Origin of the sequence: Longimicrobium sp. (assembly GCA_036387335.1) — a bacterium.
GTDB lineage: Bacteria > Gemmatimonadota > Gemmatimonadetes > Longimicrobiales > Longimicrobiaceae > Longimicrobium.
This window is the reverse complement of record DASVTZ010000197.1, coordinates 1-11,695: the sequence shown is the minus strand read 5'-3', so window position 1 is coordinate 11,695 and position 11,695 is coordinate 1. Positions and strand designations below refer to the sequence as shown.

At 70.1% G+C, this 11,695-nt stretch carries 8 protein-coding genes; 2 read left to right on the top strand and 6 right to left on the bottom strand.

The genetic code is table 11. The features are described from left to right. From VF647_19630 to VF647_19615, 4 genes are all read right to left on the bottom strand, one after another. A partial coding sequence (locus VF647_19630; GenBank protein HEX8454300.1) for a TonB-dependent receptor plug domain-containing protein occupies positions 1 to 1,596 on the bottom strand: 1,596 nt, incomplete at its 3' end. A gap of 397 nt (positions 1,597 to 1,993) precedes the next feature. Next, positions 1,994 to 4,555 (bottom strand): TonB-dependent receptor, encoded by a 2,562-nt coding sequence (locus VF647_19625; GenBank protein HEX8454299.1) that lies wholly within the window; start codon positions 4,553 to 4,555, stop codon positions 1,994 to 1,996. A gap of 199 nt (positions 4,556 to 4,754) precedes the next feature. Continuing rightward, positions 4,755 to 7,196 (bottom strand): glycogen/starch/alpha-glucan phosphorylase, encoded by a 2,442-nt coding sequence (locus VF647_19620; GenBank protein ID HEX8454298.1) that lies wholly within the window; start codon positions 7,194 to 7,196, stop codon positions 4,755 to 4,757. A gap of 159 nt (positions 7,197 to 7,355) precedes the next feature. Continuing rightward, positions 7,356 to 8,576, bottom strand: a complete 1,221-nt coding sequence (locus VF647_19615) for a sensor histidine kinase (GenBank protein ID HEX8454297.1) — start codon at positions 8,574 to 8,576, stop codon at positions 7,356 to 7,358. Between the two features lie 189 nt (positions 8,577 to 8,765). On the opposite strand from VF647_19615, the gene VF647_19610 reads away from it, so the two are divergent. Beyond that, positions 8,766 to 9,668 (top strand): serine hydrolase, encoded by a 903-nt coding sequence (locus VF647_19610; GenBank protein ID HEX8454296.1) that lies wholly within the window; start codon positions 8,766 to 8,768, stop codon positions 9,666 to 9,668. Positions 9,669 to 9,671: 3 nt separating this feature from the next. Here VF647_19610 and VF647_19605 read toward each other — a convergent pair whose 3' ends face one another. Beyond that, a complete protein-coding gene (locus tag VF647_19605; protein ID HEX8454295.1) occupies positions 9,672 to 9,875 on the bottom strand; it encodes a hypothetical protein in 204 nt (67 codons plus the stop codon). 104 nt (positions 9,876 to 9,979) lie between these two features. Here VF647_19605 and VF647_19600 point away from each other — a divergent pair, with 104 nt between their 5' ends. Next, positions 9,980 to 10,258, top strand: coding sequence for an oxidative damage protection protein (locus VF647_19600; protein HEX8454294.1), 279 nt, complete (start codon positions 9,980 to 9,982; stop codon positions 10,256 to 10,258). A 179-nt stretch (positions 10,259 to 10,437) separates the two neighbouring features. Here the strand turns inward: VF647_19600 and VF647_19595 are convergent, their stop codons facing one another. Next, the gene (locus VF647_19595; GenBank protein ID HEX8454293.1) at positions 10,438 to 11,562 is read right to left on the bottom strand and encodes a DUF1611 domain-containing protein; all 1,125 of its coding nucleotides are present in this window, start codon (positions 11,560 to 11,562) and stop codon (positions 10,438 to 10,440) included. Between the last annotated feature and the right edge of the window lie 133 nt (positions 11,563 to 11,695).

Here is an 11,695-nt window from a genome sequence, read left to right as displayed (position 1 = left end):
GTTGGCGACGTCGATGATCCCGTTGTTGTTGATGCCGTACGAGCTCTGCGGGTGGCGCAGGATGTTGTTCTGGTTGGTGTAGCTGTCCACGCCGATGTTGGAGCGGATGCTGCCCCACGAGAACGGCGTCAGCGTGAACCCCAGGTTCCCGATGATGCGGTTGTTCCGCGAGCTGAGATGGTTCTTGTTGACGTTGAAGTACGGGTTGTCCACTTCCGCGCTCGCCAGGAGCTGCGTGATCCCCGTAAGCCCCGTGGTCGCCTGCCGGCGCGCGCCCGTGGGGGTGAGGTACTGGCTCGCGTCGTCGAAGCTCGGCCAGGTGAGCAGCCCCAGCAGCGGCCCGCCCAGCCCCTTGAAGGCCTGGTCGTTCGCCACGTTGATGTACTGCATCGACAGGTCGACGTTGATGAAGCGGTTGACCTGCGCCTGCGAAGCGCCCGTCAGGTTGATGCGGTCGTAGCGCGTGCCCGGCACCACGCCGTCCTGGCGCGTGAGCCCGCCGGAGAGGCGGTAGTTGATCTTGCTGTCCGCGGCGGCGCCGCTGAACGCCAGATTGTGCTTCTGCGTGAGCGCCGTCTCAAAGAACCCGTCCACGTTGTCGTAGAGCCGGGTGTTCGCCGGGTACGGCGAGCCGAAGTACGCCAGCGACGCGGAGCCCGCGGTGCCGGGGTTGAGGACGCCGCTCGGCCCGTACACCGTCTGGATCTCGGGGCGGGTGCGGGTGTTCTCCACCCGGAAGCTGTTGCTGTACTCGATCTGGCCCCGCCCGCTGCGGCCGCGCTTCGTGGTGATGACGATGGCGCCGTTGGCCGCGTCGATCCCGTAGAGCGCCGAAGCCTCGGGCCCCTTGAGCACGGTGATCGACTCGATGTCCTCGGGGTTGATGTCGGCCGCGCGGTTGGTGAAGTCGACGCCGCGGTTGTTGAACGCGGTGGTCGAGCCCGGCGCGTCCGACGCGAGGGCCGACGTGTTCATCGTCTTGTTGTCCAGCGGAAGGCCGTCGACGATGAAGAGCGGCTGGTTGCTGCTGCTCAGCGAGCTGACGCCGCGGATGGTGATGGAGGTGGAAGCACCCGGGACGCCCGAGGTGCTGTTCACCTCCACGCCCGCGATGCGCCCCTGCAGCGCGTTCACGAAGTTCTCGCGCTGGGTCTGCGCGATCTCCGTCCCGCGCACCGTCTGCTGGGCGGTGGCGACGGCGCGCTGCGGAGTGGTACGGCCCAGCGCCGTCACCACCACGGCGTCGAGCGCGACCGCCGAGGCACCCAGCGTGAAGTTGACCGTGGCCGCCTCGCCGGCGGCGACCTGCGCGGTCTGCTCGCTGGTGGCGTGGCCGATGATGGAGGCGCGCACGCGCTGCGAGCCCGCGGGTACGTTGCCGAGCGTGTACTCGCCGCTGGCCGAGGTGACGGTGCGGGCCGCCGTGTTGGCGACGGACACCTGCGCCCCGCTCAGGGGCCGGTTGGTGCCTGCCTCCACGACTCTGCCCCGGATGGTGCCGGTCGCCTGCGCGGCGAGTGGATCGGGCGACATCCCGAGCCCCGCCGCGAGCGCGGCGAAGAGCAGGATCGTCATCGCACGAACTTTGTAGATCATCCTTTTGCTCCTGATGGGATGCACTGTCTGATGAGATTGGACAACGGGAGACGGCACGGACTCAGCGGACGAGCGAGATCTCATCTCCTCCTGCGGGCGGTGAGGTGACGGGCGGAACCCGGCTCTGGGTGCGGAAACGGGAGTTACGACTAACTCCTTGTCCTGCGGCGAGATGGGGACGGCTGTACGACAGGGTTGCCTGGTAATGGGAGGCTAATGTACACCATGTAACCTCCCCCCCGCAAGAATGACAATATCCGTCTTTCCGCGCGCTTCCCTTACTCGATACGGAAGGCGCCACCGCGCGCTCAACCGTGACGGAATGCGGAGACGCGGAAGCGCTCCCTCTGCGCCTCCGCGTCTCCGCGTGAGCCCTGCTGTTCCCCCGCGCCGTCGTTCAGAACCGCACGTCCAGCCGCGTGGTGAGGGTGCGCGGCAGCGGCTGCGTGAACGATTCGGCGAACAGGATGGGGTGCTGCGCGGAGGCGTTGGTCTCCGGGTCCAGCCCGCTGTACGACGTCCAGGTCGCCAGGTTGCGGCCCGCCAAGGTGATCTCCGCCTCGCGCCCGCCAAAGCGCCGCGCCCAGCGCTCCGGGATCGACAGCGTCACGGCGGCCTCGCGCAGGCGCGTGAAGGAGGCGTCCTCCACGTAGGTGTAGCCGGGTACCAGGCCGTACGCCACCACCCGCGCCTGGTCCGCGAGCGGTGTGGAGGGATCGAAGGCGGCCTGGCAGGTGAGCAGGAAGCCGCTGCACCGCTGGCGGTCGAGCTGGTTGGCGCGGCGCATCCCGCCCTGGTGGTCCAGCAGCGCGGAGAACTCCACCGCGCGCCACTCGATCCGCCCCTGCACTCCCAGCATCCGCGTGGGGTCCACCGGTCCCAGGTACTCCGCCTCGCCGTACTGTATCTCGCACGCCGGCTGGTTGCCGGTGTTGGCGCATCCCACCCTGCTGATGATCCCGTCGTTGTTGCGGTCCTGGAAGGAGGTGATCCGCGGTCCGAAGAAGGAGCCCACCGGGTTGCCGTCCGTGCTCACCTGTCCGGCTCCGTGCAGGATGCGGGGGCCATCGTAGTCCTCCAGGCGGTTGCGGTTCAGCGCCCCCGTCGCCACCAGCTCCCAGAAGAACGGCGCATGAGCCGGCGAATGAACCCTCAACTGCGCCTCGACTCCACGGTTCACCACGCGCCCCGAGTTGAAGATGCGGGGGCCGAACGCCACGGTCGTGACCGCGAGCACGTCCTCCGCCCGCCGGCCGTAGCCTGTGAGCGACAGGGCCACCCGCCCGCCCAGGAGATCCGCGTCGGCCCCGCCCTCCAGCTCCGTGTGGCGCTGCGGACCGATGCGGTCCTCGTCGCTGCACCCTCCCGGGGGGCAGAGCGGGATGACCCCCGCGGCGGCGAACGCGTTTTCCGGGTCCTGCTCGGTGCGGCCGTACGCGGCGCGAAGCCGCAGCCTGTCCAGCCACCCGAAGCGCTCGACGGGCACCTCCCAGGCGGCGCTCGCGGCCTCCGAGAAGACCGGCTCCGACAGCGTCAGCGGCTCGTCGCGGCGCACCGAGAGCGACGCGACGACGCGGTTCCAGCTCAGCTCCTGCCGCGCGAAGAACGCGGTCGAGCGGCTGCGCCTCGACGTCTCCTCGGCCGAGAACGCGCCGCCGCTGGACCGGGCCTCCTCCAGCGTATGCATCCGCTTCGACCACCGCTCCGCGCCGAGAGTGGTGGAGAGCTGGAGCTCGTCGGCCAGCGTGTACTCGGCCCGGGCGAAGACGTCCGCGTTGCGCCGGGTACGCTCGGTCTCCAGCGTCTGCGACTCGAGCCTGAACCGTGGATCCTCGTAGTGTGCGTGGGGCACCTCCTCCGCCGCCACGTCGTCGATCCCGTACCGCCCGCCGACCCTGAGCCACGAAAGCGCGTCCCAGCGGACGGAGGCCACGGCGAGGGTGCGCCGCGCGTGCTGCGTTACACCCAGGGTGTCGCGCTCCGCCTGGGTGAAATCGGCGTAGCCACGCCGCACCGGGTCGTCGAAGGGGTTGCCGCCAAGCCCGTTGAAGAGGTTGCCGTACAGCGTGGCGCCCTCTTCCGGCAGCTCCAGCGTGTTGCGCAGGTGCATAGCGGAGCCGGTCATCTCCACCCCGTTGACGGGCCATAGCGTGAACGAGCCGCGCGCCCCCGTCCGCTCGCGCGAGTCGCGGCGCAGCACGCCCAGGTCGCGCTCGGCGCTGCCCCCGGCCGAGTACTCCAGCGGGCCCACACTGCCTGCCACGGAGCCGCCCACGCGCCGCGTGCCGCCCGTGCGAAAGGGGCTCGCCTCCTCCAGCGGGTTGAACGAGAGGAGCGAGTCGCCGCGGGGGGTGCACCGGCCGAAAGCCTGCATGTTCAGCGAGCAGGCCGTGGTGCGCGTGCCGTCGCTGCCGAGTCCCACGCGCCCGAAGTTGGCGGGGTAGGACGTCACGTCGCTCCTCGTCCCGGCCTCGGCGAAGCCGCGGAAGCGCGGGCGCCCCGTCATGCCGCGCCGCGTGAACACCTCCACCACCCCGTTCACCCCCTCGGGCCCGTAGCGCGCAACGGCGATGGGCCCGGAGAGCACCTCCACCCGCTCCACGTCGTCGGGGATGAAGTCGTCGACCCGCGAGGGTGCCTGATCGACCCCGGCGAGGAGGTCGTTGGGCTCGCTCACCGCGCGCACCCCGTCCACCACCACCAGCGGCTCGCCGGGGACGAGGATGCCGGAGGCGCCGCGCAGCCGCAGCCGCGACCCGGAGGCCACGGCGCCGCTTCCGGGGCGCACCTGCAGCCCCGGCACCTGTGCCGCCAGCAGCTCGGGAATCGTCTTCGCCGCGGCCAGCCGCGCGGCGCCGGGCACCACCGTGTCGCGGCGCGCCGTCATGCTGTCGGTCTGGCCCTGCGCGGCGGGAGCGAAAAGGGCGAGCGAGAGGAAAGCGGGAAAGAGCGATTTCATCGGAATCGTAAAGGCTGAAAACGGGTCTCACGCGGAGACGCGGAGACGCGGAGACGCGGGGAGAACAACGACTGAATGGCTCACACAGAGACACAGAAACACAGAGGAAGACAATGGAAGTTCTCTCTGTGTCTCTGTGTCTCTGTGTGAGATTGTTCTTTCTCTGCGTCTCCGCGTCTCCGCGTGAGATTGCTGTTGTCTAGAGCTTCCAGATGCGCTTGGCGTACTCGCGCACCGAGCGGTCGCTGCTGAAGAAGCCGCAGCGGGCCACGTTCAGGATCGCCATGCGCGTCCAGCGCTCGGGATCGCGGAAAGCGGTGTCGACCTCGACCTGCGCGGCCAGGTAGGAGTCGAAGTCGGCGAGCAGCATGTACTCGTCGTGGTTCAGGAGGCTGTCCACCAGCGGGCGGAAGCGGCCCGGCTCGTCGGGCGAGAGCTCGCCGCTGGCGATGAACTCCAGTACGCGCCGCAGCCGGGGGCTCTTCTCCACCTCGGCGCGCGGGTTGTAGCCCTCCGCCTTGCGCCGCCCCACCTCCTCGGCGGTCAGGCCGAAGATGAAGATGTTGTCGCGCCCCACCGCCTCCGCGATCTCCACCACGGCGCCGTCCAGCGTGCCGATGGTGAGGGCGCCGTTCAGCGCGAACTTCATGTTCCCCGTCCCCGACGCCTCGAAGCCGGCGGTGGAGATCTGCTCCGAGAGGTCGCTCCCCGGGAAGATGCACTCCGCCAGCGACACGCGGTAATCGGGGATGAACGCCACCTGCAGCACCTTGCTCACCCGCGCGTCGGCATTCACGCGGCCGGCGAGCGCGCTGATGAGCTGGATGATCAGCTTCGCCGTCCAGTAGGTGGGCGCCGCCTTGCCGCCAAAGAGCACCGCGCGCGGCACCGCGTCGGGCCGGTCCGCGTCGCGAAGCTGAAGGTACTCGTCGGCCACGCGCAGGGCGTTCAGAAGCTGGCGCTTGTACTCGTGCATGCGTTTGACGTGCACGTCCATCAGCGCGAGCGGGTCGATCCGCACCCCCGCCTCCTTCATCACCAGCTCGGCCAGCCGCACCCGGTTGCGCGCCTTGGCCGTGCGCCACTGCGCGCGGAACTCCGCGTCGTCGGCGAACGGCTCCAGCGCGGAGAGCTGAGGCAGGTCGGTGACCCATCCGTCGCCGATGGCGCCCGAGATCAGCCGCGACTCGCCGGGGTTGGCCTTCAGCAGCCAGCGCCGCTGCGTGACGCCGTTGGTCACCGAGGTGAAGCGGTCGGGCCACAGCTCGGCGAAGTCGCGGAAGATGCGCTCCTGCAGGATCTGCGTGTGCAGCTCGGCCACGCCGTTCACCGTGTGGCTCCCCACGATGGCCAGGTGCGCCATCTTCACCAGCCCGCCGGAAAGGATCGCCATGCGCTCCTCCCGGCCCGGGTCCGCCGAGAACGTTTCGCGCACGCGGTTGCGGAAGCGGCGGTCGATCTCGCGCACGATCTCCAGGTGGCGCGGAAGGAGCCGGCCGAAGAGATCCTCGCTCCACGTCTCCAGCGCCTCGGGGAGCACCGTGTGGTTGGTGTACGCGAACGTCTGGCGCGCGATGTCGAACGACCTGTCCCACTCCATCCCGTGCTCGTCCATCAGGAGCCGCATCAGCTCGGGGATGGCGACGGCGGGGTGGGTGTCGTTGAGCTGAACCTGCACCTTGTCCACGAAGTCCGTGAAGGTGCGGCGCTCGGTGAGGTAGCGCGCCAGGATGTCCTGGAGCGTGGCGGAGACGAAGAAGTACTGCTGCTTCAGCCGCAGCTCCTTCCCCTGCCCCGTGTCGTCGGGCGGGTAGAGGACCTTGGAGATCGTCTCCGTCTGCGTCTTGGCCTCCACCGCCGCGATGTAGTTGCCGCGGATGAAGTCCTCCAGGTCGAACTCCTCGGTCGCCTTGGCGGACCAGAGGCGCAGCGTGTTCACCGTGCCGTTGCGATAGCCGGGGATGGGGGTGTCGTACGCCATCGCCAGCACGTCCTGCGTCTCCACCCAGCGGAAGTGGACGCGGCCCTCGGCATCCTTTTCACCCAGCACGCGACCGTAGAACTTCACCGGGTAGGTGCGGTCGGGGCGGGCGATCTCCCAGGGATTGTCGTCGCGCAGCCAGTTGTCCGCCTTCTCCACCTGCCGCCCGCCCACGATCGCCTGCTTGAAGATGCCGTGCTGGTAGCGGATCCCGTAGCCGTAGCCGGGAAGCTCCAGCGTGGCCATGGAGTCCAGGTAGCAGGCGGCGAGGCGCCCCAGGCCGCCGTTCCCCAGGCCGGCGTCGGGCTCCACATCCTCGAGCTCCTCCACGCGGTAGCCCACCTCCTCCAGCGCCTCGGCGGCGGCGTCCTCCATCCCCAGGTTCAGCAGGGCGTTGCCAAAGGTGCGCCCCATCAGGAACTCGAGCGACAGGTAATAGACGCGCTTGGCGTTCTCGCTGTGGTAGCGGGCCTGCGTGTCCGCCCAGTGCCCCGCCATGCGGTCGCGCAGCGTCCACGCGGCGCTCATGTACACGTCGCGCTCGGTGGCCGAGCCGCGATCGCGGGCCAGGGTATACTTGATGTGGTCGTCGATGGCCCGCTTGAGCGCATCCACACGCGTCGTGCGGCGCCCCGCGTCCAGGACCGTAGATTCTGACATGTAAGCAGATACTCGTTCAGGTGGGAACCGCGATCTCACGCGGAGACGCGGAGGCGCGGAAGAGGGCTCTCTCTGCGCCTCCGCGTCTCCGCGTGAGCCCTGCTGTTCGAGCGCTTCGACCGGCGCCGGCATGCGAGGCCGCGGGAGGGTGCCGCAAAGCTACCCATCCCCGTCCGCCTGGGGAAGTGCCGCCTGGCGGTCCGCGGCGCGGCGCGATGGGAGCGAGAGAAGGAAGCGCGACCCCGCGGGCCGGTCGAACTCCGCCCACGCCCGCCCGCCGAGCGCCTCGGCCGTCTCGCGCACGATGCTCAGCCCCAGCCCGGTACCCTCGATGCCGGTCACCGTTTCGCCGTGCGCGCGAAAGAAGCGGGTGAAGAGCTCGCCGCGCATCTCCGGCGGCACGCCCAGCCCGTTGTCCTCCACCTCCACCACCAGCTCGCCGCCCGGCGCCAGAGTCCCGCCGATGCGCACCCAGCGCGGGGCGGCCGCGGGGTCGGAGTACTTGATGGCGTTGGACAGGTAGTTGGTGAGCGCCAGCTCCACCGCCGCCGCGTTGACCTCCACCTGCGGCATCTCGGGATCGATGCGCACCTCCACCCCCGCCGACTGCGCCATCTCGCGGAGCTGCCGCGCCACCTCGGCCACCACGCTGGGGAGCACCACGTTGCGCTGGCGGCGCATCCCCGGGTCCATCCGCGAGAGCTCGATGAGGTTCTCCAGCGCGCCCTGCATGGCCTGCGCGTTCTCCACCACGATGCGCGCGAAGCGATCCCGCCGCGCCGGGTCGGCCGAGATGTCGGGGTCGGCCAGGAGCTGCCCCGCGCCCAGCACGGCGCCGATGCGGTTCTTGAGCTCGTGCGACACCATGCGGTTGAAGCCGCGCAGCCGCTCCTCGCGCTCGTTCACCCGCTCGGCGGCCAGGCGCAGGTAGTGGGTGGTGGTCACCTGCTGGATGACGGCGATGGCGCGGAAGAGGCGGTGCGCGCACGCCAGCAGCTCGGGGCGCGTGCACTCCTCGTGTATGCCGCCCACGGTGCGCACCAGGAAGGAGAAGAGCACGCCGCCCAGGATCTCGTACTCCTTGAGGATCTGGTGCGCGTCGAAGCCCTGCGAGTAGCGCAGCTCCCCCAGCTCGATGGCCTTGGCCGTGACGGGCCCGTCGGCGCTGATCTCGTCCGCGGGGTCTTCCATGTAGTCCGCGATGCGGTCCATCAGCAGCGGGACGTGGTTCAGCAGGTCGTCGGTGGGAAAAACGTGGTTGGGATCGATCTCCACGCGCGCCACGATCCGCTCCAGCCAACGCCGCGTGAGGTCCTCGCGGGCCTCGCGCATCCGCCCGGCGAGCGCCGCGGCGAGCCTGCAGTTGATGTTGATCTCCATCGCGCCCGCGGCTCGCCTCAAGAGAGTAAGGTGGATCTCTCCAAGCATTTTGCACGCCACGGGCCGCGCCGCTTTCCGCATCGCAACGGCCTGGCTCACGCGGAGTGCGCGCGATCCCATTTCCCCGCGCGCATCCGCCGCGTACGTTGCGTGGACCCCGCATCGCCCCACGCAACCCGGCCGCGCCTCATGCTCGCACGCACCCTCGCGCCCCTCCTCCTGCTGGCCGCCTGCGCACCCGCGGCGCCACGCCCCGTCGCCCACGCCGCGCTGGAGGCGGAGGTGCGCGACATCATCCGCCGCGCCGCCGGCGACACCGCCGAGGTCTCCGTCGCCTTCCGCGACCTCGCCACGGGCGACTCGCTCGTGATCGACGCGCACAAGACGATGCACGCGGCCAGCACCATGAAGGTACCCGTGATGCTGGAGCTCTTTCGCCGCGCCGACGCCGGCGAGCTGCGCATGGACGAGCCCGTACCGGTCGTCAACGAGTTCCGCAGCATCGCGGACGGCAGCACCTACACCCTCAGCGCCTCGGATGACGGCGACACCACGCTCTACCGGCGAGTGGGCCAGCGCGTGCCCGTTCGCGAGCTGGTGGAGCGGATGATCACGCGCTCCAGCAACCTGGCCACCAACCTCCTCATCGACCGCGCCGACCCGCGCCGCATCGCCACCACCCTGGCCGGGCTGGGCGCGAGCGAGGTGAAGGTGCTGCGCGGCGTGGAGGACGGCCCCGCCTTCCGCGCGGGGATGAACAACGCCACCACCGCGTACGGCCTGATGCGCGTGATGGAGGCGATCGCCGGCGGCCGTGCCGCGTCGCGCGCCTCCACCGACGAGATGCTGGCGATCCTGGGACGGCAGGAGTTCCGCGAGATGATCCCGGCCGGGCTGCCGTCGGGTGTGCGCTCCGCCAACAAGACGGGGAACATCACGCGCATCGCCCACGACGCCGCCATCGTCTTCCCCGACGACCGCGCGCCCTACGTGCTGGTCGTCCTCACCCGCGGCTTCGTCCGCGACAGCGTCGCCGCAGCCACCGGCCGAGACATCTCCGCCGCCGTCTACCGTCACGTCGTGCGGCGCTGAGCCTCATTCGTCCGACGCGGGGCGCACGGACTCGATCCGCTCCCCCTCTCGCACGCGCGCGCGACCGCTGTTCATCGACCGCCGCTCCTCGCGACGTCCATCGACGAGCATAACCTGGAGGATGACGTGCGCGGCGCGGGTGAGGGCGGGGTTCCACGTGGCGGTGCGCCCGTCGTCGGAGAGGCGCGCGGGGATCGGCTCGTTCATGCGGAAAACGGGGGGATCGGATGGACGGGGGAGCGCCGCAAAGCTAGATTCGGGCGGCGCGCCGCACCTCGTTGCGCGCCACCGACACGACCCGAGGACGACTCATGGCCGAGATTACCTGCGTCCGCTGCGGACAGAACAAGCCGGCGCTTCCCTTTCCGCCGTTCAACAACGACTTCGGCAAGCGCATCCAGGCGGAGATCTGCCAGGAGTGCTGGGCGCAGTGGCTGAAGCACCAGACGATGCTCATCAACCACAACGGCCTCAACCTGCGCGACCCCGAGGCCCGCAAGTACCTGCTGGAGAACACCGAGAAGTTCCTCTTCTCCACCGGCGACGCCGAGCAGGTCGACACCAGCAAGCAGGGCAGCATCCAGTGGTGAGCTGACCTGCTGGGCAAAGCTGAGCGCCGTTCCCGGAGTCCCGGGGGCGGCGCTTTGGTTTGGGGGGCGAGTGAACTCGCAGCAACAACAGCACAAAGTCCGCCTTCGCGGACTCCGGGTTTGATGCCGGCGTGCACGAGCCGGCTTCAGCCGCCTTTGCGTGGTTCCAGCCGGGGGCTTCAGCCCCCGGCGGCCGCGGCCGGGCCAACGCCCCGCCCCGCCTTCCGCAGCTCCACCTTTCGCGCCTGCTCCGCCAGCACCGCATCCACCAGCGGCGCCGGATCGAAGCGCACCGGGTCCGTCGCGGGGAGCCCGGTCTCGTCCTGGGTGCGGGCGATGGCGTCGCGGGCCTGGGCATCGGTCAGGTCCCAGGTGTTCAGCGAAACGGCGATGACACGCGACGGCTTGAGCGGCTCCACGACCGCCTCGCACAGGCGGATGGCGTCCGGCACGGGGGGGAGCGGCATCCAGCTGTACGCGCCGTTGCCGCCGTACGGGTGGGTGCGCGACGGGAGGTGGCAGAGGATCATCGCGTCGGGGAGGGTGCCGTGGACGAGGCCCATGGTGACGCCGGAGTAGCCCGGGTGCACGAGCGAGCCCTGCCCCTCCACCAGCACGATGTCGTTGCCGTCGCACGCCTGCAGCACCAGCCGCTCGGCCGCCCCCGCGATGAAGTCCGCCACCACCGAGTCCACCGCGATCCCCCACCCCTCGATCAGGATCCCGGTCTGGCCGGTGGCCGCGAAGCCCACGCGCGCGCCGCGGGCCCGGAGCGCGTTCCGCACCTGGAGCGCCGCCGTCATCTTCCCGATGTTGCAGTCCGTTCCGACAGTGAGGACGGTGAGGGGCTCCACGTCGCGCGCCAGCCCGTGCGCCACCGGGAGCCCCTCCGGCGGCTTGCGCAGATCGTGGATCTCCACCCCGGCGCGTTCGGCGAGCGCGGCCAGCTCCGCATCGTCGCCCAGGTAGAAGTGCAGCCCGCTCACCACGTCCAGCCCCGCCGCCATGGCGGCGGCCAGCACGCCGCGCCACGAATCCGGTAGCTGCCCTCCCTGCGGCGCGATCCCCACCAGGAGCGCCGTGGGACCATCGCGCAGCCCCTCCTCGATCGTCCCCACCACCGGAATCGCGCCGCCGAACCCCAGCACGTCCTGCACGGTGCGGCCGTCCTGCGCGGAATCGAGCACCGCAACGATGCGCTCCGGCAGGTACCGGATCGCGCTGTTCGCGGTCTTGCTGGTGAGCGGGCCGAAGTAGGACTCGGCGAGGATCAGGTAGCGGTGCGTGGCGAGGGTATGGGGCACGGGAGTCTGGAAGCGCGTGAGTGCGTGAGTGCGTGAGTGCGTGAGTGCGTGAGTGCGTGAGTGCGTGAGTGCGTGAGTGCGTGAGTGCGTGAGTGCGTGAGTGCGTGAGTGCGTGAGTGCGTGAGTGCGTGAG